This is a genomic window from Rhodococcus sp. (in: high G+C Gram-positive bacteria) (assembly GCF_049299235.1).
Classification (GTDB): domain Bacteria; phylum Actinomycetota; class Actinomycetes; order Mycobacteriales; family Mycobacteriaceae; genus Rhodococcus.
In genome coordinates, this window is the sequence record NZ_JBAQXC010000305.1 from 1 (window position 1) to 24260 (window position 24260).

The window sequence follows — 24260 nt, forward strand, 5'->3', positions numbered from 1 at the left end:
CGACGTCGAGGTCGACTGCTCGTCGGGCACGTATGTCCGGGCGCTCGCGCGGGACCTCGGAGCGGCACTCGGCGTCGGTGCGCACCTGACGGCGCTGCGGCGCACGAAGGTCGGTCCGTTCGGACTCGAACACGCGCGCACCCTCGAACAGTTGGCGGACGATCCGGCGTTGAGCCTCGACATCGACGCGGCCGCGCGTACCGCATTCGAGAGTCGCTCGATCGGCGACGACGAGGCCGCGTTGCTGGCGAACGGTCGTTGGCTCGAGCCGATCGGGTTGGGTGGGGTGTACGCGGCGGTCGACGCGCGGGGCCGCGTCGCCGCGTTGCTGCAGGAAAAAGGAAAACGTGCTTCGGCGGTGTTCGTGGTGCGCCCGTCGAACCTTTGACGGATCGTCGTCCCTTGCAGTTCGTCCGTCGAAGCGGGGGAGCGGTCAGACCAGCCAGATCGCATCGGCGGCCGGATGGCCGAGGTCGACCGTGCGGTCTCGGAGCGCACCGATGGTCACCGCGACCGTGCCCGCGAAGTCGCGACGTTCGACGACCCGGATCTCGGTGTCCAACGCTATCCCGACGTCGTCGAAGTAGCGCAGCATCGCCGGGTCCTTGTCCGAAATGCGGGCGACGCGACCGGATTCGCCGTCGGTGAACGCGCTCAGTGGTCGCGCAGGCGGGGTGGGAATGGTGCCGTCGGGCGTGGGAATGGGGTCGCCGTGCGGGTCACGTTCGGGAAATCCGAGTTTCGCGTCGAGCGCGGCGATCATTCGCTCCGACACCGCATGTTCGAGCACTTCGGCCTCGTCGTGCACCTCGTCCCAGCCGTAGCCGAGTTCGCTGACCAGGAAGGTTTCGATGAGTCGATGCCGGCGGACCATCGCAACCGCGGCAGCGCGCCCCGAATCCGTCAGGGAGATCGCGCCGTACCGTTCGTGGTCGAGCAGGCCTTGGTCGCACAGGCGGCGCACCGCCTCGGACACGGTCGATGCGGACACGCCGAGCTTCTCGGCGAGCAGTTTCGTGGAGATTTTCTCGCCGGACCATTCCTGCGCGGTCCAGACGACCTTCAGGTAGTCCTGCGCGACGGCGGTCAATGCTTCCGTCGTGGTGGTTGTCTCGCTCCTGTCAGGCACCTGCTCAGCTTAGGCAACTCTCACCTCGGAATCACCTCGACCGAGGTCGCGCGGGAGCGTCGCACCGCCGCCGTCACCACACCCTGCCGGGGCGCGAACAGATATGCGATCGCGAATACCGCCCCCTGCGCGAGCACCACGACACCGCCGGTCGAGGCATCGGTGTAGTAGCTCGTGTACACCCCCACGATCGACGACGCGGCCGCCAGGGTCGGTGCCAGGACCAGCATCCGGGAGATCCGGTCGGTCAGCAGATATGCGGTGGCGCCGGGAATGATGAGCACGGCGACGACGAGGATCACCCCCACCGCTTGGAGTGCCGCGACGATCGTCACGGCGAGCAATGCCAGGAGTAGCGCGGACAGTCGCGCCGGGGAGATCCCGAGCGTGTGGGCCTGGACCCGGTCGAAAGCGAACAGTGTCAGATCCCGCCGTTTGACGACGAGGACCGCGAACACGATCGCCGCGAGCAACGACACCTGCCACACATCGGTGTCGGCCAGCCCGAGCAGATTGCCGAACAGCACGTGATGCAGGTCAACCTGGCTGGGGTTCTTCGAGATCAACACGACGCCGAGTGCGAACAGCGTGGTGAACACGACGCCGATAGCGGCGTCCTCCTTGACTCGGGTGGTGCCGCGCACCAGTCCGATCAGGGCCACCGCGATGCCGGCGAACAGCAACGCGCCGATGGTGAACGGGGCGCCGACGAGATAGGCGAGGACGACGCCCGGCAGTACCGCGTGCGAGACCGCATCGCCCATCAGCGACCAGCCGATGAGCACGAGCCAGCAACTGAGCAGAGCACAGACGACGGTCGCCGCGATCGCGACGATCAGGGCGCGCTGCATGAACCCGTACTGCAGTGGTTCGACGAGAAGTTCGAGCATCACGAGTCCTCTCGCGTCGACGGTGTGGGTCGGGGCACGGAGTCGGTGGGGACAACGCCGAACGCGCGTGCCAGGTTCTCGGGTCGCAGCACTTCTTCCGGGGTGTCGTGCACGAGCACGCGCTGCTGCAGCAGTGCGGCCTCGTCGCACAGTAGCGGCAGTCCGGCGAGGTCGTGTGTGGCTACCAGGACGGTGTGACCGACATCGGCGAGCGAACGGATCACCGCGGTCAAGGCGATCTCGGTGCTTTTGTCGACGCCCGCGAACGGTTCGTCGAGCAGCAGCAGCGGAGCGCCCTGCGCGATGGCCCTGGCGACGAACACCCGTTTGCGCTGCCCACCGGAGAGTTGACCGATCTGCCGGTCTGCGAGTTCGGTCATCTGCACGCGATCGAGTGCGTGCGCGACCGCTTCGTGATCGGCGGGTCGTGGCCTGCGCAGGGGGCCTTGGTGTCCGTAGCGGCCGGTCATCACGACCTCCCGCACGATGATGGGAAAGTCCCAGTCGACGGCTTCGGCCTGCGGTACGTACGCGACGGCCGCAGTACGCCGCGCGGACGCCGGATCGGATCCGGCGATCGTCACCCGGCCCGCGCTGGGCCGGACGATGCCCATGACCGTTTTGAACAGCGTGGATTTGCCCGACCCGTTCGTGCCGACCAATCCGCACACCCGTCCGGGGGCGAGGGCGAGGGTGACGTCGTCGAGGGCGGTGACCGTTCCGTAACGGACGGTGACGCCGTCGAGTGTGAGCGCCGTGGTGGCCGAAGGATTTGTCCTGGTGCCGGTTCCGATGGTGCCGGTTCCGATGGTGCCGGTTCCGGCGTTGTTCGTTCGCATGTTGTTCGTTCGCATGTTGTTCGTTCGCGCAGTCATGAGGCCAGTCCCTTCGTGATCGTGCGGACGTCATGGCGCAGCAGGTCGAGATAGGTCGGGACCGGCCCGTCGGGCTCGGAGAGCGAGTCGACGTAGAGGACGCCGCCGAATTGGGCGCCGGTGTCGGCGGCGACCTGCCGTTGCGCCTTGTCCGAGACGGTCGATTCGCAGAACACCGCGGGAACACGGTTGTCGCGCACGAAGTCGACGGTTCGCGCGATCTGCTGCGGGGTGCCCTGCTGATCGGCGTTGATCGCCCACAGGTAGGCCTCGCGCAGGCCGGCGTCACGTGTCAGATAACCGAAGGCGCCCTCACAGGTGACCAGTGCGCGTTGTTGTTCGGGCAGTTCGGCGAGTCCCGACACGAGTTCCTGGTGGACGAGGTGGAGTTGGTCCTTGTAGGCAGCGGCGTTCGCGGCGAACTCGGCAGTATGTTCCGGCGCGATCCGGGAGAGCGCCGCGGAAATGTTGTCGACGTAGATCCGGGCGTTGAGCGGTGACATCCACGCGTGGGGGTTGACGCGACCGGCGTACGCGTCCTCGCCGATCAGCAATGGCGCAACCCCGTCGCTGAGGACGGCATGCTCGGCGTCGGTGTCGGCGAGGAACTGCTCGAACCATCGTTCGAGGCCGAGTCCGTTGTCGAGGATCAGGTCCGCGTCGGCGGCAGATCGAAGGTCGCCTGGGGTCGGCTCGTACCCGTGGATCTCGGCACCGACCTTGGTGATGGATTCGACGCGGACGTGCCCACCGGCGACGTTGCGTGCCATGTCGGCCAGCACGGTGAAGGTGGTCAGGGCCAGTGGCCGATCGTCCTCGGCCGGGACGGCAGTCGCGCACGATGTCACGGCGGCGACCGCGACGGCGGCAACACCAACTTTGATGAATCCAATGAAAATGTTCGGCACACCGAAATTATGTGTGTCGGAGACCCGAATGTCCATTTCCGTACCGAGCGGCGAGTTGGAGGTGACCGCTCCGGGCCGGGGCCGTAGGCTGCCCGATGTGCAGAGATGGCGAGGCCTCGAGGAAATACCTGCGGACTGGGGTCGTTGTGTACTGACGATCGGCGTGTTCGACGGAGTGCACCGCGGACATCAGCAGTTGATCGCACGCGCGGTGAAGTCCGCGAAGGAACGCGGGATCCCCAGTGTGCTCATGACGTTCGATCCACATCCCATGGAAGTGGTCCGTCCGGGCAATCATCCGGCGCAGTTGACGACGCTCGCGCGGCGCGCCGAACTGGCCGAGGAACTCGGCGTCGACGTCTTCTGCGTCATGCCGTTCACGTCCGAATTCATGAAGTTGACGCCCGAGCGGTACGCCCACGAAATCCTCGTCGAGCGGCTGCATGTCGCCGAGGTCGTGGTGGGCGAGAACTTCACCTTCGGGAAGAAGGCCGCGGGCACCGTCGAGATGCTGCGGACGATCGGTGAGCGTTTCGGGTTCGCGGTCGACGGTCAGTCCCTGCTCGCCGAGCATGCGGTCACGTTCTCGTCGACCTATATCCGGTCGTGTGTCGATGCGGGCGATGTCGCCGCTGCCGCCGATGCGCTCGGCCGCCCGCATCGGGTCGAGGGGGTCGTCGTGCACGGCGACGGGCGTGGCCGCGACCTCGGGTTCCCTACCGCGAACGTCGCTCCGCCGATGCATTCGGCGATACCGGCCGACGGTGTGTACGCCGCGTGGTTCACGGTCCTCGGCCCCGGGCCGAGCCTCGGCACCGTGACGCCCGGCGAGCGATACGGTGCGGCCGTGTCGGTCGGCACGAACCCGACATTTTCCGGACGGACCCGCACGGTCGAGGCGTTCGTGCTCGATCGTGAAGCCGACCTCTACGGGCAGCACGTCGCGGTCGACTTCGTTCGGCGATTGCGCGGCATGGAAAAGTTCGACTCGGTCGAGGCTCTCATCTCGGCGATGCACGGCGATGCCGCCCGCGCCCGCGACGTTCTCGCCCTCGCCGTCGACGACCCCACCTGATCGGCGCCGCGGCCGGTCTGGGAGCGGCCCGGCGCTCTGGTAACCTGGATCCTTGGTGTGTGCTGTGGTTCGCGGTGGCACCGCCGTCGGGTTCCGGCCCGTTTTTCATCGCGCGGACGTCAGTGATCAGGAGAATCGCAGTGGCTTTGACCACCGAGCAGAAGAAGCAGATCCTCGGCGAGTACGGTCTGCACGAGACCGACACGGGTTCGCCGGAGGCGCAGGTGGCCATGCTCACCAAGCGCATCGTCGATCTGACCGCGCACCTGAAGCAGCACAAGCACGACCACCATTCCCGCCGCGGCCTGCTGCTGCTGGTCGGTCGTCGTCGCCGCCTGCTCAAGTACGTCGAGAAGGTCGATGTCGAGCGTTACCGCTCGCTCATCCAGCGTCTGGGCCTGCGTCGCTGACGCGGACCCCGAGCAACACGATCTGCTTACGCTGATCTTCGCCGGTAGCCGACGGGAATGCCTTTACACTGGGCCTCGTCGGCTACCGGTGTTTGCGCCGGAAGTCCGGCGTGCAGTGCCGCCTCGAGCGCGGCAGACCGTATGCACCGACGGTGTCGGTCCTCGGTAGTGACCTTCCGCACCCGATGATCCGGGGCCGGTGGGTTTCGATCGACGGCCGCCTCCGCGAGTCGGTGCGCAGCCGTGGCCAAGGGGGCCGCGGCGCCCACGCGGGTACGGCGAAGACGAAGAGGGAAGAGAAGACATAGAGATGACCAGCAATACTGCAGTCGAGATCGACGAAGGCGTGTTCGAGTCCGCCGCGACGATCGACAACGGGGCCTTCGGTACCCGCACCATCCGTTTCGAGACCGGCCGGCTTGCTCAGCAGGCAGCCGGGGCCGTTGTCGCCTACCTCGACGACGAGACCATGCTGCTGTCGGCCACCAGTGCCGGCAAGCATCCCAAGGACCAGTTCGACTTCTTCCCGCTGACGGTGGACGTCGAGGAACGCATGTACGCCGCGGGTCGCATTCCCGGCTCGTTCTTCCGTCGTGAGGGTCGACCCTCCACGGACGCGATCCTGACGTGCCGCCTGATCGACCGGCCGCTGCGCCCGTCCTTCGTCGACGGACTGCGCAACGAGATCCAGGTCGTCGTGACGGTGATGAGCCTGAATCCGAACGACCTGTACGACGTCGTCGCGATCAACGCCGCCTCGGCGTCGACGCAGCTCGCCGGCCTGCCGTTCTCGGGCCCGGTCGGTGGCGTCCGTGTCGCGCTGATCACAGGCGGAGCGACGGGGGATGTCTCCGGCGAGAACAAGGCCGGCCAGTGGGTCGCCTTCCCGACCGTGGAGCAGCTCGAGAACGCGGTCTTCGACATGGTCGTCGCCGGCCGCGTCGTCGAGTCCGGTGACGTCGCCATCATGATGGTCGAGGCCGAGGCCACCGACAACGTGATCGCCATGATCGACGGTGGCGCGCAGGCGCCGACCGAGGCGATCGTCGCCGAGGGCCTCGAGGCCGCCAAGCCGTTCATCGCGAGCCTGTGCGCCGCGCAGCAGGCCCTGGCCGTTGCCGCTGCCAAGCCGACCGGTGACTACAAGGTCTTCCCTGCCTACCAGGACGACGTGTACGCCGCCGTGGAGGCAGCCGCCACCGACAAGCTGACGGCGGCACTGTCCATCGCGGGTAAGCAGGAGCGTGACGACAAGACCGACGAGGTCAAGGTCGACGTGCTCGAGCAGGTCGCCCCGAACTTCGAGGGCCGTGAGAAGGAGATCGGCGCCGCCTTCCGCTCGCTGACCAAGAAGCTCGTGCGCCAGCGCATCCTGCGCGACCAGTTCCGTATCGACGGTCGCGGCATCACGGACATCCGCGCGCTGTCGGCCGAGGTCGCACTGGTTCCGCGCGCGCACGGCTCGGCCCTGTTCGAGCGTGGCGAGACCCAGATCCTCGGTGTCACCACGCTCGACATGGTCAAGATGGCACAGCAGGTCGATTCGCTCGGTCCCGAAACCAGCAAGCGGTACATGCACCACTACAACTTCCCGCCGTACTCCACCGGTGAGACGGGCCGCGTCGGATCCCCGAAGCGTCGCGAGATCGGCCACGGTGCGCTCGCCGAGCGCGCGCTCGTGCCGGTGCTGCCGAGCCAGGAAGAATTCCCGTACGCGATCCGCCAGGTTTCCGAGGCGCTGAGTTCCAACGGCTCCACCTCGATGGGCTCGGTCTGCGCGTCGACGCTGTCGCTGCTCAACGCCGGCGTGCCGCTGAAGGCCCCGGTCGCGGGTATCGCGATGGGCCTGGTCTCCGACGAGGTCGACGGGGAGACCCGGTATGTGGCGCTGACCGACATCCTCGGTGCCGAGGACGCGTTCGGCGACATGGACTTCAAGGTAGCCGGCACCAAGGACTTCGTGACTGCGTTGCAGCTCGACACGAAGCTCGACGGCATTCCGTCGCAGGTCCTCGCGGGAGCGCTCGCCCAGGCACACGATGCCCGCGCCACGATTCTCGAGGTCATGGCCGAGGCGATCGACGCGCCGGACGAGATGAGCCCGTTCGCTCCGCGCATCACCACCATCAAGGTCCCGGTGGACAAGATCGGCGAGGTCATCGGCCCCAAGGGCAAGATGATCAACTCGATCACCGAGGAGACCGGCGCCAACATCTCCATCGAAGATGACGGCACCGTCTACGTCGGTGCGGCGGACGGTCCGTCCGCGCAGGCCGCGATCGACAAGATCAACGCCATCGCCAATCCGCAGCTGCCCAAGGTCGGCGAGCGCTTCCTCGGCACCGTGGTCAAGACCACGGCGTTCGGCGCGTTCGTCTCGCTGCTCCCGGGCCGTGACGGACTGGTGCACATCAGCAAGCTCGGCAACGGCAAGCGCATCGCGAAGGTCGAGGACGTCGTGAGCGTCGGCTCGAAGATCCGGGTCGAGATCGCCGACATCGACAACCGCGGCAAGATCAGCCTGGTTCCGGTTCCCGAGGACGACGCCGCTGCCGCGCCGGTCGAGGGCGCCGAGAACGCCGAGAGCTGATCGGTTCTCGCGATGTAATACCACGCGGCTCGAAGCACCCCGCCCCGGTAGGACCAACGTCCTGCTGGGGCGGGGTGCTTTGTGTCGGTGGTGCGAGGGACCTTGTGCCGCACGCGAAGGGACCTTGTACTGTCTTGTGCTGCAACGTAATTGAAGATTCTAGACTGGACCCGGGCAGATGGGAACGGGTACCGTCGAAGCGGTTCCTAGCTCACAAATTCCGAGCGGTGTAACGTTTCCCCCAAATTTGCGCCAAGATCACTCCGAAGTGGTTTCGTGGGGGTGTGAACACGGCAACGACGCCGGGTACAGGGACCGGGCAAGGTTTCAACCTCGCTCTCGCCACCTGGGTATCCGCCATCAACTTCTGGGCCTGGAACATGATCGGGCCGCTCTCGACCACCTACGCCCACGACATGTCGCTCAGCAGCACGCAGGCGTCGCTGCTGGTCGCCACGCCGATCCTGGTCGGGGCGCTCGGCCGGATCGCGATCGGCCCGCTCACCGACCGTTACGGCGGCCGGATCATGTTCATCGTGATCTCCCTGGCATCGATCCTGCCGGTCCTCGCGGTCGGCTTCGCAGGAAACGCCGGTTCGTACCCGATGCTGCTGGTATCCGGATTCTTCCTCGGCATCGCGGGCACGATCTTCGCCGTCGGTATCCCGTTCGCCAACAACTGGTACGAACCGTCCCGGCGCGGCTTCGCGACCGGCGTGTTCGGCGCAGGCATGGTCGGCACCGCACTGTCGGCGTTCTTCACGCCGCGGTTCGTGAACTGGGTCGGCCTGCTCGCCACCCACGTGATCATCGCGGCCGCGCTTGCGGTGACCGCGGGCATCTGTGTCCTCGCGATGCGCAACTCGCCCGCATTCGCGCCCAACACCGAACCGGTGGTGCCGAAGCTGGTCGCCGCGCTCAAGCTCGGGGTCACCTGGGAGATGTCGTTCCTCTACGCGATCGTCTTCGGTGGCTTCGTCGCCTTCAGCAACTACCTGCCCACCTACATCAAGACGATCTACGACTTCTCTGCCGTCGACGCCGGCGCCCGCACCGCGGCATTCGCGCTGGCCGCGGTCGTCGCGCGACCGGTCGGTGGCGCGCTCTCGGATCGCATCCCACCGAAGTACGTGGTGCTCGCCTCGCTTGCGGGTACGGCCGTGATGGCGTTCGTCGCGACGTTCCAACCGCCCGCGGACGTCTGGTCGGCAGCAACGTTCATCATGCTCGCGCTGTTCCTCGGTGTCGGTACCGGCGGCGTGTTCGCCTGGGTCGCCCGCCGTGCCCCCGCCAAGTCCGTCGGATCGGTCACCGGCATCGTCGCCGCAGCGGGCGGCCTCGGCGGCTACTTCCCGCCGCTCGTCATGGGTGCGACCTACGACAGCGCCGACAACGACTACACCGTCGGCCTGCTGCTCCTGGTGGCCACCGCCCTGATCGCCCTGGTCTACACCGCACTGCGGTTGCACGCGCGTGAACCCGCGCGTGAACCCGCCGCCTGACGACCACCACCGAAAGGAACCATCGTGAACGCCCCCCAGATCGGCGGACCCGTCGACGAACTGCTGCAACGCAGCGGACGATTCTTCACCCGGGGTGAGGTCTCCGGCGACGGCCGCACCGTCACCAAGCAAGGTGGTCGCGAGGGCGACATCTTCTACCGCGACCGCTGGAGCCACGACAAGGTGGTGCGCTCGACGCACGGCGTCAACTGCACCGGGTCGTGCTCGTGGAAGATCTACGTCAAGGACGGCATCATCACCTGGGAGACCCAGCAGACGGACTATCCGTCCGTCGGCCCGGACCGTCCCGAGTACGAACCGCGCGGATGCCCTCGTGGCGCCGCGTTCTCCTGGTACACCTATTCGCCGACACGGGTGCGCTACCCGTACGCCCGCGGCGTGCTCGTCGAGATGTACCGCGAAGCGAAACAGCGCCTCGGTGATCCGGTCCTCGCGTGGGCCGATATCCAGTCCGACCCGGAGCGGCGCCGCCGCTACCAGTGGGCACGCGGCAAGGGTGGGCTCGTGCGGGTCACCTGGGCGGAAGCCACCGAGATGATCGCGGCGGCCCACGTGCACACGATCAAGGAGTACGGGCCGGACCGGGTCGCCGGATTCTCGCCGATCCCCGCGATGTCGATGGTCTCGTTCGCCGCCGGTTCCCGATTCGTGGAGTTGCTCGGCGGTGTGATGACCTCGTTCTACGACTGGTACGCCGACCTGCCGGTGGCCTCACCGCAGGTGTTCGGGGATCAGACCGACGTCCCCGAGTCGGGGGACTGGTGGGACGCCGCGTACCTCATGATGTGGGGTTCGAACGTGCCGGTCACCCGCACCCCGGACGCGCACTGGATGGCCGAGGTCCGATACCGCGGCACCAAGGTGGTGACCGTCAGTCCCGACTACGCCGACAACACGAAGTTCGCCGACGAGTGGATGCCGTGCGCGGCCGGCACCGACGGTGCCCTCGCCATGTCGATGGGGCACGTGATCCTCAACGAGTGCTTCGTGCAGAACCGGGTGCCGTTCTTCGTCGACTATGTGCGCCGCTACACCGACCTGCCGTTCCTGGTGAAACTCGAGGAACGCGACGGCCGACTGGTACCCGGCAAGAACCTGACCGCGGCCGATCTCGGGCAGGACGTCGAGAACGCCTCGTTCAAGCCGGTGCTGCTCGACGGCGCCACCGACGAGGTCGCGGTACCGCACGGGTCGCTCGGCTTCCGATACGGCGACGACGGGGTCGGCAAATGGAATCTCGACCTGGGTGACCTCGTTCCGGCGCTGACCGTCGCCGCGCACGACGGAGCGGTGGGGGAGAGCGCGCTGATCCACCTCCCGAGCTTCGACACCGTCGACGGTCACGGCGAAGCCGTGGAGCGCGGCGTGCCGATCCGGCGTGTCGGCGAGCACCGCGTGTGCACCGTCTTCGATCTGATGCTCGCCCAGTACGGTGTGGCACGACCGGGTCTGCCCGGCACCTGGCCGACCGGATACGACGATCCGTCCGGTGCGTACACCCCGGCCTGGCAGGAATCGATCACCGGAGTGTCCGCGGCGCAGGCGATCCGCGTCGCGAAGGAGTTCGCGCGCAGCGCGGAGGAATCCGGTGGCCGGTCCATGATCATCATGGGCGCCGGGATCTGCCAGTGGTTCCACGGCGACGCCACCTACCGGGCAGTGCTCGCGCTGCTGCTGCTCACCGGCTCGATGGGCCGCAACGGTGGCGGTTGGGCGCACTACGTCGGTCAGGAGAAATGCCGCCCGGTCACCGGTTGGGCCGCGATGGCGATGGGTACCGACTGGTCGCGTCCGCCGCGGCAGATGGCCGGCACGTCCTACTGGTACGCGCACACCGGGCAGTGGCGTTACGACGGCTACCGTGCCGATGCCCTGTCGAGTCCGCTCGGCCGCGGCAGGTTCGCGGGAAAGCACACGATGGATGTGCTGGCCTCGGCGACTGCGATGGGGTGGAGTCCGTTCTTCCCGCAGTTCGACCGGTCGAGCCTCGACGTCGCCGACGACGCCCGCGCGGCGGGGCAGGAGATCCCCGCCTACGTCGCGAATCAGCTCGCGTCGGGCGATCTGAAACTGGCCGTCACCGACCCGGACAACCCGCGCAACTGGCCGCGCGTGCTGAGCGTCTGGCGCGCGAACCTGCTCGGCTCCTCCAGCAAGGGCAACGAGTACTTCCTGCGGCATCTGCTGGGCACCACGTCCAATGTGCAGGCGCAGCCCACTCAGGAAGACCTGCGGCCCAACGATGTGGAATGGTCCGACGACATCCCCGAGGGCAAACTCGACCTGCTCATGTCGATCGACTTCCGGATGACCTCGACGACGCTGCTCTCCGACGTGGTGCTGCCTGCCGCCACGTGGTACGAGAAGGGTGACCTGTCGAGCACCGACATGCACCCGTACATTCACGCGTTCAGCCCGGCGATCGACCCGCCGTGGGAAACCCGCTCGGACTACGACGCATTCGGGACGATCGCGCGCGCCTTCAGCACCCTGGCCGCGCGCCATCTCGGTACCCGCACCGACGTCGTGCTCGGCACGTTGCAGCACGACACCCCCGGTGCGATGGCGTATCCCGGTGGCACCGAACACGACTGGCGGGTCACCGGTGAAGTTCCGGTGCCGGGCAAGACGATGGGGCCGATCGCGGTCGTCGAACGTGACTACGCGGCGATCGCCGACAAGTGGTCGACGCTCGGCCCGCTCGTCGACAAGCTCGGGCTGACCACCAAGGGGATCACCACGCATCCGACCGAGGAGGTCGCCGAGCTGGCCTCGAAGTTCGGGGTGATGAACTCCGGTGTGGCGGCAGGACGTCCGGCGGTGACCACCGCCGAGCGGATGGCCGATGTCATTCTCGCGTTGTCCGGTACGTCCAACGGCCGCCTCGCCGTCGAGGGTTTCCGGGAACTCGAGAAGCGCACCGGCCGGCGCCTCGTGCATCTCGCCGAGGGCAGCGAGGAGCGTCGCATCACGTACGCGGACACCCAGGCTCGTCCGGTCCCGGTGATCACCAGCCCGGAATGGTCCGGCAGCGAAACCGGGGGCCGCCGCTACGCGCCGTTCACGGTGAACATCGAGGAACTCAAACCGTTCCACACCCTCACCGGCCGGATGCACTTCTACGTCGATCACGACTGGATCGAGGAACTCGGCGAGCAACTGCCCGTCTACCGGCCGCCGCTGGACATGAACCGGTTGTTCGGTGAGCCCGCCGTCGGGGAGAGTGGCCGCGACGGCATCGGGCTGAGCGTGCGCTACCTGACACCGCACTCGAAGTGGTCGATCCATTCCGAGTACCAGGACAACCTGTTCATGTTGTCGCTCTCGCGCGGCGGCCCGACGATGTGGATGAGTCCGGTGGACGCGGAGAAGATCTCGGTGCGTGACAACGATTGGGTCGAGGCCGTCAACCGCAACGGTGTGGTGGTGTGCCGCGCGATCGTCTCGCACCGGATGCCGGAGGGCGTCGTGTACGTCTACCACGCGCAGGAACGCACCATCGACACTCCGCTCACCGAAACCACCGGCACCCGCGGCGGCATCCACAATTCGCTCACCCGGTTGCTGATCAAGCCCACACACCTGGCCGGTGGCTACGCCCAGAACGCCTTCGCGTTCAACTACCTCGGCCCCACCGGAAATCAGCGCGACGAGGTGACCGTGGTGCGTCGCCGGTCGCAGGAAGTGACCTACTGACATGAACGTGAGCGTCGAAACGAACGTGAGCGGATCCGGGGAAGCGAGGACGTCATGAAGGTAATGGCACAGATGGCGATGGTGATGAACCTCGACAAGTGCATCGGCTGCCACACCTGTTCGGTCACCTGCAAGCAGGCGTGGACGAACCGGGCCGGTACCGAGTACGTGTGGTTCAACAACGTCGAAACCCGTCCCGGGCAGGGTTATCCGCGCACCTACGAGGACCAGGAAAAATGGCGGGGCGGTTGGATCCGGGACAGCAAGGGCCGGTTGCGGCTGCGCGACGGAGGTCGCCTGCACAAGCTGTCGCGGATCTTCTCGAACCCGAAGTTGCCGTCCATCGACGACTACTACGAGCCGTGGACGTACGACTACGAGAACCTGACGTCGGCGCCACTGGGTGAGCACATGCCCGTCGCGCCGCCGCGCAGCCTCATCAGCGGCAAGCCGATGAAGGTGTCGTGGTCGGCGAACTGGGACGACGATCTCGGCGGTTCGCCGGAGATCCTGCCCGAGGATCCGATCCTGAAGAAGATCGGCGACCAGGTCAAACTCGAACTCGAACAGACGTTCATGTTCTACCTGCCGCGTATCTGCGAGCACTGCTTGAACCCGTCCTGTGTGTCGTCGTGCCCGTCCGGCGCGATGTACAAGCGCGTCGAGGACGGCATCGTGCTCGTCGACCAGGACCAGTGCCGTGGCTGGCGGATGTGCGTGTCCGGGTGCCCGTACAAGAAGGTGTACTTCAACCACAAGACCGGCAAGGCCGAGAAATGCACGTTCTGCTATCCGCGCATCGAGGTGGGTCTGCCGACCGTCTGCTCGGAAACGTGCGTCGGGCGACTGCGGTACATCGGGCTGGTGTTCTACGACGTCGACCGGGTCCTCGAGGCTGCCTCGGTCGAGGACGAGAAGGACCTCTACGAGGCGCAGCGCGACATCATCCTCGATCCGAACGATCCCGAGGTGATCGCCGGTGCCCGCGCCGAAGGCATCTCCGACGAGTGGATCGAGGCGGCGCAGCGATCGCCGGTGTACAAGCTGATCCACACCTTCAAGGTCGCGCTGCCACTGCATCCGGAGTACCGCACCATGCCGATGGTCTGGTACATCCCGCCGTTGTCGCCGGTCGTCGACGCCGTCAGCCGGGACGGACACGACGGGGAGGACATCGGCAACCTGTTCGGCGCACTCGATGCACTGCGCATCCCGATCCAGTACCTCGCCGAACTGTTCACCGCCGGTGACGTCGATCCTGTCGCAGCGGTGCTGCACCGACTCGCCGCGATGCGCTCGTACATGCGCGACATCAACCTCGGACGCGAAACGCAACCGCACATTCCCGACCTCGTCGGGATGACCGAGGAGCAGATGTACGACATGTACCGGCTGCTGGCGATCGCGAAATACGAGGATCGGTATGTCATTCCGTCCGCGTACGCCGCCGAGGGACACCGGCTCGAAGAGACGGTGACCGATTGCGCACTGTCGTTCGACGGCGGGCCGGGCATGTACGAATCGGGGCCGTTCGGTGAGGCGAGCGGTGGGCCCGTTCCGGTGGCTGTCGAAACCTTCCATGCGCTCAAGCAACGGCAGACCACCGACGGGATGGCCGCGAACGCCAGCCACCCGTCGCGGGTCAACCTGCTCAACTGGGACGGTAAGGGTGCGCCCGCCGGCATGTTCCCGGGCGCGCACCGTGACGACGAGTCGAAGGGAGACCGGTGATGAGACTGCTCTCCCGCGCCCGGCCCGCCAAGGTCGGGGCCACCGGGCACGACCGGCTGGTGTGGCAGGCCGCATCACTGCTGCTGGCCTATCCGGACGATGCGTTGCAGGAGCGACTCGACACCGTCGAGCAGTTGCGTGCACACATCACCGGACGTACCGGCGAACTGCTCGGCCGCACCGTTGCCGCGCTGCGCGACGCCGACCCGGTGGCCGCGGCCACCGCCTACGTCGACGTGTTCGACCTGCGGCGCCGCTCCACGATGTACCTGACCTACTGGACCGGCGGCGACACCCGCAACCGCGGCACCGAGATCCACGCGTTCGCGCAGGTGTACCGCGACTCGGGTGTCGAACCACCCGTGGGGGAGACACCCGATCATCTGCCCGTGGTCCTCGAATTCGCGGCAACCGTCGATCCCGACGCCGGACGGCGACTGCTGGTCGAGCATCGGGTACCGATCGACGTGCTGTGCGAGGCATTGCGCGAAGCGGGCTCGCCCTACGTACACACCATCGACGCGGTGTGCGCGACCCTGCCTGCCGCGACCGACCAGGAGGCGCGGCGCGCGGAGCGGCTCGCACAGGCCGGGCCACCCGCCGAATCGATCGGGTTGCAGCCGTTCACCCTGACCGTTCCACCCCGCAGAAGCGAAGGAGCGCACTGACATGCCCGCCGCCGAAATCTACTGGTCCGTCATTCCGTACGTGACCCTCGCGGTCCTGGTGGTCGGGACGTGGTGGCGGTACCGGTACGACAAGTTCGGGTGGACGACACGCTCCTCCGAGTTGTATGAGAAGCGCCTGCTGCGGATCGCGAGCCCGGTCTTCCACTTCGGCATGCTGGTGGTGATCATCGGGCACATCATCGGTCTGGTGATCCCCGAATCGTGGACCGAGGCAGTCGGGATCAGCGAGCACGCCTACCACTGGATGGCCGCGATCCCCGGCGTGATCGCGGGAATCGCGACCCTCATCGGAATCGGGTTGCTGATCTACCGGCGCCGGGCAACCGGTCCGGTGTTCTCGGCCACCACGATCAACGACAAGATCATGTACGTCGTGCTGGTGGCCGCGATCGTGGCAGGCTTGGCGACGACGATGATCGGTGCGTTCGAAGGGAACGAGGCGCACAACTACCGTGAGACGGTGTCCCCGTGGTTCCGGTCCATCTGGATTTTGCAGCCGGACGGGGCGGCGATGGCGGAGGCTCCGCTGTCGTTCCATATCCACGTGACGATCGCGCTCATTCTGTTCGCGTTGTGGCCGTTCACCCGCCTCGTGCATGCCTTCAGTGCCCCCTTCGGGTACCTGTTCCGTCCGTATGTCGTCTACCGCAGCCGGGACAAGGCTGCCAGTGGGGAACTCATCGGGTCGCAGCCGCGGCGACGCGGTTGGTGAGCACAGCCGCGGCGACGCGGTTGGTGAATTCCGGTCACCACCGGTGAGATCGTCGGTCCTGAGGCGTCGCGTGTAGGGTGTGCTTCTCCTACTTCATACCCACGTGCCGATCGCCTCAGGACCGCAGAACACATTCATGGCTTCCAACCGCCGTACTCTTTCCGTCACCTCCGCCGACATCGCCGCAGCCGTTGCGGATTCCGGTGTGCGACGCACCGTCCTACCGGGCGGTGTCCGCGTCGTCACCGAACACGTGCCGGGGGTACGATCCGCCGCCGTCGGCGTCTGGGTCGGAGTCGGTTCCCGTGACGAGCAACCGTCCGTCGCCGGCGCCGCCCATTTCCTCGAACACCTACTGTTCAAGGCGACTCCGACGCGCAGCGCACTCGACATCGCCGAACTCGTCGACGGTGTCGGCGGTGAACTCAACGCGTTCACGTCCAAAGAACACACCTGCTTCTACGCGCATGTCCTCGACGACGACCTGCCGCTGGCCGTCGATCTGGTCGCCGACGTGGTGCTCCGCGGCCTGTGCCGCAGCGTCGACGTCGATGTCGAACGGCAGGTGGTGCTCGAAGAGATCGCCATGCGCGACGACGACCCCGAAGATCTGCTCGGTGACAGTTTCCTCACCGCCCTCTACGGTGACCATCCCATCGGGCGGCCTGTCATCGGCTCGATCGAGTCGATCGAGTCGATGACCCGCGCGCAACTCCACTCGTTCCATGTGCGGCGGTACACGCCGCAGCGGATGGTCGTCGCGGTCGCGGGCAATGTCGATCACGATCACACGGTCGATCTCGTGCGGCGAGCGTTCGGCCCGCACCTCGACCCGGATTCCTCGCCCGCGCCACGGCGCGAGGGCACCGCGCGGCTGCGCACGGCACCCGAACTGAGCATCACCGACCACGACGGTGAGCAGGCACACCTGTCGTTGGGGGTACGTTCCTTCGGGCGTCACGACGGTCGACGCTGGGCGCTGTCGGTGCTCAACGCCGCGATCGGCGGCGGACTGAGTTCGCGTCTGTTCCAGGAGGTCCGCGAGAAGCGAGGCCTCGCGTACTCCGTGTACTCCGGGGTCGACACATTCGCCGACACCGGTGCGTTCTCGATCTACGCCGGCTGCCAGCCGGAGAATCTCGGCGAGGTCACCACTGTCGTCCGGGACGTGCTGCGCGACGTGGCGGACGACGGCATCACCGACGCCGAATGCGCGCGGGCGAAGGGTTCACTGCGTGGCGGTCTCGTGCTGGGACTCGAGGATACCGGCGCCCGGATGCACCGCATCGGCCGCAGTGAGCTCAGCTACGGCACGCACTGGAGTGTCAGTTCCACCCTCGAACGGATCGCCGGCGTCACCTCCGACGAGGTACGTGCGGTCGCGGCGGAATTGCTCAACCGGCCGTTCGCGGCGGCCGTCGTCGGACCGTACGGCCGGGCCAAGGACCTACCCGCATCGGTACGCGGCATCGTCGCGTGACGCACGGCCGGGTGCACATCCCGGCACCCCGATTGCGTACGCTCGTGTGCGACAGACCCGACGGAAAGGCGTGACGAGACAAGTGACTGCAGCAGCGATCCGGGTGGGTGTTCTCGGAGCCAAGGGCAAGGTCGGGCAGGCGATCTGCGCGGGTGTCGAGGACGCCGCGGATCTCGAACTCGTCGCCACCGTCGACAAAGACGACAGCCTCGACGCGTTCGTCACGTCGGGGGCCGAGGTCGTCGTCGACTTCACCAATCCCGACGTCGTCATGGGGAACCTGGAGTTTCTGGTCCGCAACGGGATTCATGCCGTCGTCGGCACGACCGGATTCGACGACGAGCGGCTCGGGCAGGTCCGCGGCTGGGTCGCCGAAACGCCGGGGACCGGGGTGCTCATCGCCCCGAACTTCGCCATCGGTGCGGTTCTGTCCATGCGGTTCGCGCAGGCCGCCGCCCGGTTCTTCGACTCTGTCGAGGTCATCGAACTGCACCACCCGAACAAACTCGACGCGCCGTCCGGCACCGCCTACCGCACCGCCGCACTGATCGCGGAAGCGCGCGCCGCCGCCGGGGTGGGCCGCAGTCCCGACGCCACCACCACCGAACTCGACGGGGCGCGTGGCGCCGACGTCGACGGCGTGCGTGTGCACTCGGTGCGGCTCGCAGGCTTGGTCGCGCATCAGGAGGTTCTGCTCGGTACTCAGGGGGAAACCCTCACGATCCGGCACGATTCGATCGACCGGACCTCGTTCGTTCCGGGTGTGCTCCTCGGTGTCCGGGGGATCGGTTCACGTCCGGGCCTGACCGTCGGGATCGATCCGCTGCTCGACCTCTGACCGGTCAACCGGCCGGGATCGTCCCTCGCGCATACCAGGCGCGCGTCGAGTGTGAAAGCGCCCGACGTGGGAAGTGCCGCGCGGCACGCGTCGCGAACGGCGCTGCGCTGCTGCGATGTCAAGGTCTGCAGGAACCGGCCGGCGGGCCCGACCTCGAGCGTGAACGGATCCCAGAAGTCGTCGAAATCGGTGTAGGCGGCGTGCGCGGTCAGTGCCCCCGCGATCACCTCGTCGAGTCCGGCTCGGTGGAACCGGTCGGCGATATCACCTTCGGCGGTTCCGGCCATCGTGGATTCGCCGGTCGCGTCGGGGGCGACGCCGCGCACCGCCGACCAGAACACCCGGAGCATCGTCATACCGCCGGTGGCGATGTCCCACATACACGCGGCGACGGTGCCGCCGGGCCGGGTGACGCGGGCCATCTCGCGCACACCGACATCGGGGTCGGCCATGAATCCGATCACCAGGGATGCCGCGGTGACATCGAACGTGTCGTCCGGCCACGGCAGGTGTTCCGCCACGCCCACCCGAACGTCGACGCCCACGTTCCGTTCCTTGCAGGCGTGTGCGAATTGCGGTGCCGGATCGATCGCGGCGACACGGTCCGCTCCGGCGCGGGCCACCATTTCCGCGGTCAGACCGCCCGGCCCGCACCCGACGTCGCAGACCCGAAGCCCGGCGGTCACACCCGCCGCATCGCACAGCGCCACTGCGAGGCTCGGGGCATATCGGCCCATGAACCGGTCGTAGTATTCGGCCGAGACGGCGAATTGCATGACACCAGTGCACGCCCTCGCCGGGAGACCGTCAAGGGTGCAACTGTGTGCCCGGGCGGCATGCTCGGTGACTCTGCCCGGGAGTTCGGGCGCGAGCCTCGAACCGGGGCCTGCGACAATCGGCTCGTGAAGAACGAACTGACCAAGGTCCTCGCGCCGATCGCCTTCATTGTGATCGCGCTCGTCTTCTACTTCGTTCTGCTCGGCAGGGTGGGAATCGATCTGATCGGCTCGGGTGGCGTCGTCCCTGTCGGGCTCGGCATCGGAGTGCTGCTGCTACCGCTCGTCGGCGCCTGGATCGTGTACGCGACGATCCGGGCCGGTCTCCAACATCAGCATCTGGCGCGACGCATCCACGACGAAGGTCTGGAGTTGGACGTGTCCGACCTGCCGCGGATGCCCTCCGGGCGGGTCGAGCGGGACGCCGCCGACGCAGTGTTCCAGCAGGTCAAACAGGAATGGGAAGCGGACCCGGACAACTGGCGCAACTCGTATCGGCTTGCCCGCGCCTATGATCATGCCGGTGACCGCTCCCGTGCGCGCGACACGATGCGCCGCGCGGTAGTACTCGAGAAGCACGAACGTGACGGCAACCCGTCGTAGTGTGCACGCTGTGACCGACACGCGTGCGCGCACGGTGCGTACCTGCCCATCCACGTCGTGTACCGGGAGGACGGCGTGAAGCGACTGCTGATCGTTCATCACACTCCGTCGCCGCATTGCCAGGCGATGTTCGAGGCCGTGGTGTCCGGCGCGACCGACCCGGACATCGAGGGCGTGGAGGTCGTGCGGCGTGCCGCACTGTCCCTGTCTCCGACCGACGTGCTGGAGGCCGACGGGTATCTGCTCGGCACCCCCGCCAACCTGGGATACATGAGCGGCGGCCTGAAGCACGGGCTGGACGTCATCTACTACCCGTGCCTCGATTCGACCCGGGGCCGAGTGTTCGGGGCGTATTTCCACGGCAACGAGGGCACCGAGGGTGCGGAGAAGGGCGTCAGTTCGATCACGACCGGCCTTGGATGGGTGAAAGCTGCCGATTACGTGGTGGTGTCCGGGAAGCCGACCAAGAGCGACCTCGAAGCGTGCTGGGAACTCGGTGCGACACTCGCGGCGCAGCTCATGGAAGTGTGAGGGGAGTGCCGGAGGCCGGGACCGGGTTCAGCGCTCGGGCACCACGTCAGGATCGGAGAGGTCCGTCGGGATCGGTCCGAACGCGGGAGGATTCGCCGGATCGAAGCTCGACGGCAGGGTCGCGCACGTGGCGCCCGGTTCCGGGTAGGTCGCCGGATTGAGCCGCAGCGCCCCGATGAACTCGTCGATGCGCGAATCCTCGGCGTCGTCCACGAACAGTTGGTGACCCCAGGACTGTAGTGAAATCGGCTGTGCCAGATCAGGATACGGGGACATGAGCAGGTAGCTCACGCCATCCACGCGGTCGGCGAGAAGATCCCGCTGCTCACCGGAAGTCCGATCCGGATCGTAGGTGATCCACACCGCACCGTGCTCGAGGGAATGCACCGCGTTCTCGCTGCGGATCGGCGTCGGATAGACGACGCCGGTACACGTCGCCCACACCGCGTCGTGGGGCCCGCCGAACGGCGGACTGTGCTCGTAGGCAACCCGCTGGGTCGCGCCGATGTGGTCGCCCGCCGGATAGTCGACGGTCGTGATGCCCGGGATCGCGACCGATGGATCGGCCCCTCCGTCCACGTCCGCGCGTGCCGTCCCGTCGACCGGCGACCCGCATCCGGTGATCGCGGCCGCAACGACCGCGATCACCGTTGCAGCGGATGCCCTCTTCGGCACGGGATCAGATCGTCTGGGCGACAAACCCCGCCAAGCCCTTGCTTGCCGTTTCGAGTGCGATCTTCTGGGCCCGCTTCACGAGGAACCCGGGCAGCGGGATCTTCGGGTCGATGGTCAGGGCGAATTCGACGCGGGTGCCGTCGGCGCTCGATGTCAGCGTGTAGGCGCCGTCCTGCTGCTTCTGCTGAGTGCTCTCGACGAGTGTCCACGACATCGACTCGTTGCCGTTCCACTGGTAGTCGACGACCTGCTCGTCGGAGATGCCGATGACCGACAGTGACATGCGTACCCGGTGCGGGCGACCGTCCGGGTGGGTGCTCTCGACCGTCACGGACTTGTGCGCCGACGACCACTCGGGAAGACGGTCCACCGCGACGATTGCGGCCATCACCTGCTCCGGGGTCGCCTTGATCTCCGAGGTGAGGGAACTGCTGACAGCCATCCGGTTCTACTCCTTGGTCCAGGTGCGGTGCGTCGGCAATCTACCGCACGTGGCCGGAGATCACTCGTCGTCGCGGCCGGTGTCGCGGGGGTCGGGCGCGGGTTGGGATTGGTCGGGTTCGGGAGTGGAGGACGGCGCTGCAGTGTCCGTCGAGGTTTCGTCCGCAGCCGACCGCGATGCCCCAGGGCGTCGATAGGGGCCGTACGAACCCCAGTTTCGGTCGAATCCGGATGCCTGGTAACGCATTTGATCGCGCAGGGCGCCCTGTACGGCCTGCGCGACCCAGGTGTTGAGCGACAGCCCGTTCTGTGCCGCGGCCTCCTCGGCGCGGGACTTGATCTGTTCGACGAGGCGCAATGTCACGCGGCTGATGTCTCCGGTGACTTCTTCGAAGGTCGGGGTGGCGGTCTCCGGTTCCGGGGTCGGACCGTGGTGGACCTCGACGACGGCGTCGCGGCCGTCGAGTCGGACGGTCACCCGGCTGTCCTCGAGTTGTTCGGAGATTTCGGCGGCAAGGTCGGAGAGTGCGTCGAGCAGTGCCAGGCGGACGGGGGCGCCGATCGCGGCGGCCAGTGCGGCGGCGGTGCGGCGGGTCTGGTCGTCGCCGAGTTCCGCCGCGGCGAGTACGGCGTCGGTCACGGAGGTGGTGTAGGTGTCGATGTTCATGACGCCATAGTGACGTCACAAGTGACATCGGTCAAGCATCGGGCTGATGTCAACTTGGCATCGACCGGTGGGATCGGTGCGGCGCGGATACCGTTCGCTTCATACATGGGCGCGGATACCGTTCGCTTCATACATGAAGGTAGGAGGAAGCGATGGCACCCGAAGCTGTCACACCGAGGATCCGGCTCGTCGCCCGAACCGAATTCGTCGCACCCGACGAGGTGCCGTGGGACACCGACGCCGAGGGTGGTGAGGCACTCGTCGAATTCGCCGGCCGAGCCTGCTATCAGAGCTGGTCCAAACCCAACCCGCGCACCGCGACGAACGCCGGATACATCCGGCATCTACTCGACGTCGGCCACCTCTCCGTGCTCGAGCACAGCTCGGTGAGCTTCTACATCACCGGCATCTCCCGATCCTGCACCCACGAACTGATCCGTCACCGGCACTTCTCCTACTCGCAGCTCTCTCAGCGGTTCGTACCCGGCGGCGACACGCCCGTTGTGGTGCCGCCGGCGATCGAGGGCGATCCGGATCTCGAGCAGTTGTTCCTCGCCGCAGCCGAAGCCGCTCGCGCGGCCTACACCGAACTGCTCACCGCTCTCGACGAGAAGCTGTCACACATACCCGCGGGCCCGCTACGAGCGAAGCGAGTTCGTGAGGCCGCCCGCGCTGTGCTGCCCAACGCGACCGAGACACGCATCGTCGTCACCGGCAACTATCGGGCGTGGCGGCATTTCGTCGCGATGCGCGCCACCGAACACGCCGACGTCGAAATCCGCCGCCTCGCGGTGGAGTGTCTGCGCCGCCTGCAGGAGGTCGCGCCGAACGTCTTCGGTGACTTCACCATCACGGCACTGCCCGACGGCACCGAGATCGCCGGCAGTCGGCTGACCACCGAGGGCTGACCACCGGGGGCTGACCACCGGGGGCTGACCACCGGGGCCGGCCGGCCCTCGGCGGCGACGCGCGGGCAGGTGTGTGTCGCCGGGCCTTCTGCACGCGGTAGCCTTCTGACCATGACCAACGGTGATTCCGCTTCAGCCGACGAGCTTCCGTTCGGCACCATCGCCACCGCGATGGTGACCCCGTTCACTACCGACGGCAAGCTCGATGTCGATGCCGGAGTACGCCTGGCGGCGCATCTGGTCGACGGAGGCTGCGACGCACTGGTTCTCGCCGGAACCACCGGTGAATCGCCGACCACAACCGAAAACGAGAAGCTCGAGCTGATGCGCGCGGTGCTCGCGGCAGTCGGCGACCGCGCGAAGATCATCGCAGGCGCAGGCAGCAACGACACCGCACACAGCGTCGAACTCGCGCGCGACGCGGCACGCGCGGGCGCGCACGGCCTGCTCGTGGTCACCCCGTACTACTCGCGGCCCCCGCAGGCAGGTCTCTACGCGCATTTCACCGCGGTCGCCGATGCGACCGATCTGCCGGTGATGCTCTACGACATTCCACCTCGTTCGGTGGTGCCCATCGAGACCGAGACGCTGCGGCGCCTCGCCGAACACCCGCGGATCGTCGCGGTCAAGGACGCCAAGGGCGATCTCAACGCCGGTGCCGAGCTGATCGGAACCACCGACCTGAAGTTCTATTCGGGCGACGACCCGCTGAACCTGCCGTGGCTCGCGGTCGGTGCGGTCGGTTTCGTCAGTGTCATCGGACATCTGGTTCCCGGCCGGCTGCGTGAGCTGCACACGGCGTTCGAAGCGGGCGATCTCGCCCGCGCCCGCAGAATCAACCTCGAACTCGTGCCGATCCTGCGGGCCGTCGCACGTCTCGGCGGGGTGAGCGCATCCAAGGCAGGCCTGCGGCTGATGGGTATCGACGTCGGAGAGCCGCGACTACCGCAGGTCGTACCGACCACCTCCCAGATCGACGCACTCGCCGCCGATCTTCGTGCCGCGGGGGTGCTGTCATGAGCCGCCCGTCGCGTGGCCGCGTCACCCGCAGTGCAGGACCGCCCGCCGCCCGCAACTCGGGGCAGCCCGCCCCCCGCCCGCGCCGCGGTCAGC

Annotated in this window: 22 protein-coding genes and 2 pseudogenes; 16 read left to right on the plus strand and 8 right to left on the minus strand. The window is 67.1% G+C overall.

What is annotated here, in order from left to right:
* Window positions 1-388, plus strand: a pseudogene (locus WAX14_RS18345) (tRNA pseudouridine(55) synthase TruB); the annotation flags it as partial.
* A 45-nt stretch (window positions 389-433) separates the two neighbouring features.
* Here WAX14_RS18345 and WAX14_RS18350 read toward each other — a convergent pair.
* From WAX14_RS18350 to WAX14_RS18360, 3 genes are read right to left on the minus strand one after another with little or no spacing between them, the layout of a single operon-like run.
* Window positions 434-1129 carry a metal-dependent transcriptional regulator gene (locus tag WAX14_RS18350; protein WP_422629480.1) on the minus strand — a complete coding sequence of 232 codons (696 nt, stop codon included), beginning with the start codon at window positions 1127-1129 and terminating at the stop codon, window positions 434-436.
* A 20-nt stretch (window positions 1130-1149) separates the two neighbouring features.
* Window positions 1150-2019 (minus strand): metal ABC transporter permease, encoded by an 870-nt coding sequence (locus WAX14_RS18355; RefSeq protein WP_422629481.1) that lies wholly within the window; start codon window positions 2017-2019, stop codon window positions 1150-1152.
* On the minus strand, window positions 2019-2828 hold the full coding sequence (locus WAX14_RS18360) for a metal ABC transporter ATP-binding protein (protein WP_422629497.1): 810 nt from the start codon (window positions 2826-2828) through the stop codon (window positions 2019-2021). Before WAX14_RS18360 ends, WAX14_RS18355 begins: the two co-directional genes overlap by 1 nt.
* Between WAX14_RS18360 and WAX14_RS18365 the strand changes: the two genes are divergently transcribed.
* The gene (locus WAX14_RS18365; protein ID WP_422629482.1) at window positions 2792-2896 is read left to right on the plus strand and encodes a hypothetical protein; all 105 of its coding nucleotides are present in this window, start codon (window positions 2792-2794) and stop codon (window positions 2894-2896) included. The genes WAX14_RS18360 and WAX14_RS18365 overlap by 37 nt on opposite strands.
* Here the strand turns inward: WAX14_RS18365 and WAX14_RS18370 are convergent.
* Entirely contained in the window at window positions 2891-3802 is a 912-nt protein-coding gene (locus WAX14_RS18370; protein ID WP_422629483.1) for a metal ABC transporter substrate-binding protein, read from the minus strand. The genes WAX14_RS18365 and WAX14_RS18370 overlap by 6 nt on opposite strands.
* Window positions 3803-3899: 97 nt before the next feature.
* Between WAX14_RS18370 and WAX14_RS18375 the strand changes: the two genes are divergently transcribed.
* From WAX14_RS18375 to dapB, 10 genes are all read left to right on the plus strand, one after another.
* Window positions 3900-4877, plus strand: coding sequence for a bifunctional riboflavin kinase/FAD synthetase (locus WAX14_RS18375; RefSeq protein ID WP_422629498.1), 978 nt, complete (start codon window positions 3900-3902; stop codon window positions 4875-4877).
* A gap of 140 nt (window positions 4878-5017) precedes the next feature.
* A complete protein-coding gene (rpsO, locus tag WAX14_RS18380; RefSeq protein WP_072810920.1) occupies window positions 5018-5287 on the plus strand; it encodes a 30S ribosomal protein S15 in 270 nt (89 codons plus the stop codon).
* 310 nt (window positions 5288-5597) lie between these two features.
* A complete protein-coding gene (locus WAX14_RS18385; protein WP_422629484.1) occupies window positions 5598-7877 on the plus strand; it encodes a polyribonucleotide nucleotidyltransferase in 2280 nt (759 codons plus the stop codon).
* A 284-nt stretch (window positions 7878-8161) separates the two neighbouring features.
* Window positions 8162-9379, plus strand: a complete 1218-nt coding sequence (locus tag WAX14_RS18390; RefSeq protein ID WP_422629485.1) for a nitrate/nitrite transporter — start codon at window positions 8162-8164, stop codon at window positions 9377-9379.
* A gap of 24 nt (window positions 9380-9403) precedes the next feature.
* Window positions 9404-13096, plus strand: coding sequence for a nitrate reductase subunit alpha (locus WAX14_RS18395; RefSeq protein ID WP_422629486.1), 3693 nt, complete (start codon window positions 9404-9406; stop codon window positions 13094-13096).
* 54 nt (window positions 13097-13150) lie between these two features.
* Window positions 13151-14827: a nitrate reductase subunit beta gene (narH, locus tag WAX14_RS18400; RefSeq protein WP_422629487.1), complete on the plus strand. Its 1677-nt coding sequence runs from the start codon at window positions 13151-13153 to the stop codon at window positions 14825-14827.
* Complete coding sequence (narJ, locus tag WAX14_RS18405) at window positions 14827-15495, plus strand: nitrate reductase molybdenum cofactor assembly chaperone (RefSeq protein WP_422629488.1); 669 nt, start codon at window positions 14827-14829, stop codon at window positions 15493-15495. The genes narH and narJ overlap by 1 nt, the downstream gene beginning before the upstream one ends.
* A 1-nt stretch (window position 15496) precedes the next feature.
* Complete coding sequence (gene narI / locus WAX14_RS18410) at window positions 15497-16228, plus strand: respiratory nitrate reductase subunit gamma (protein ID WP_422629489.1); 732 nt, start codon at window positions 15497-15499, stop codon at window positions 16226-16228.
* A gap of 136 nt (window positions 16229-16364) precedes the next feature.
* A complete protein-coding gene (locus tag WAX14_RS18415) occupies window positions 16365-17708 on the plus strand; it encodes a M16 family metallopeptidase (protein ID WP_422629490.1) in 1344 nt (447 codons plus the stop codon).
* An 82-nt stretch (window positions 17709-17790) separates the two neighbouring features.
* Window positions 17791-18546, plus strand: coding sequence for a 4-hydroxy-tetrahydrodipicolinate reductase (dapB, locus tag WAX14_RS18420; protein ID WP_422629499.1), 756 nt, complete (start codon window positions 17791-17793; stop codon window positions 18544-18546).
* 428 nt (window positions 18547-18974) lie between these two features.
* Here dapB and WAX14_RS18425 read toward each other — a convergent pair.
* Window positions 18975-19322 (minus strand): annotated as a pseudogene (locus WAX14_RS18425) (class I SAM-dependent methyltransferase); the annotation flags it as partial.
* Window positions 19323-19448: 126 nt separating this feature from the next.
* Here WAX14_RS18425 and WAX14_RS18430 point away from each other — a divergent pair.
* Window positions 19449-19925, plus strand: coding sequence for a tetratricopeptide repeat protein (locus WAX14_RS18430; protein WP_422629491.1), 477 nt, complete (start codon window positions 19449-19451; stop codon window positions 19923-19925).
* Between the two features lie 126 nt (window positions 19926-20051).
* A complete protein-coding gene (locus WAX14_RS18435; protein WP_422629500.1) occupies window positions 20052-20456 on the plus strand; it encodes a flavodoxin family protein in 405 nt (134 codons plus the stop codon).
* 27 nt (window positions 20457-20483) lie between these two features.
* Here WAX14_RS18435 and WAX14_RS18440 read toward each other — a convergent pair whose 3' ends face one another.
* From WAX14_RS18440 to WAX14_RS18450, 3 genes are read right to left on the minus strand one after another with little or no spacing between them, the layout of a single operon-like run.
* Complete coding sequence (locus WAX14_RS18440; protein ID WP_422629492.1) at window positions 20484-21155, minus strand: DUF3105 domain-containing protein; 672 nt, start codon at window positions 21153-21155, stop codon at window positions 20484-20486.
* Complete coding sequence (locus WAX14_RS18445; protein ID WP_422629493.1) at window positions 21136-21573, minus strand: SRPBCC family protein; 438 nt, start codon at window positions 21571-21573, stop codon at window positions 21136-21138. Before WAX14_RS18445 ends, WAX14_RS18440 begins: the two co-directional genes overlap by 20 nt.
* Window positions 21574-21633: 60 nt before the next feature.
* On the minus strand, window positions 21634-22239 hold the full coding sequence (locus WAX14_RS18450) for a toxin-antitoxin system HicB family antitoxin (protein WP_422629494.1): 606 nt from the start codon (window positions 22237-22239) through the stop codon (window positions 21634-21636).
* Between the two features lie 152 nt (window positions 22240-22391).
* On the opposite strand from WAX14_RS18450, the gene thyX reads away from it, so the two are divergent.
* Together thyX and dapA are read left to right on the plus strand one after the other, a co-directional pair.
* The gene (thyX, locus tag WAX14_RS18455) at window positions 22392-23147 is read left to right on the plus strand and encodes an FAD-dependent thymidylate synthase (protein WP_422629495.1); all 756 of its coding nucleotides are present in this window, start codon (window positions 22392-22394) and stop codon (window positions 23145-23147) included.
* A 111-nt stretch (window positions 23148-23258) separates the two neighbouring features.
* Window positions 23259-24167, plus strand: coding sequence for a 4-hydroxy-tetrahydrodipicolinate synthase (gene dapA, locus WAX14_RS18460; protein ID WP_422629496.1), 909 nt, complete (start codon window positions 23259-23261; stop codon window positions 24165-24167).
* Window positions 24168-24260: the final 93 nt, after the last annotated feature.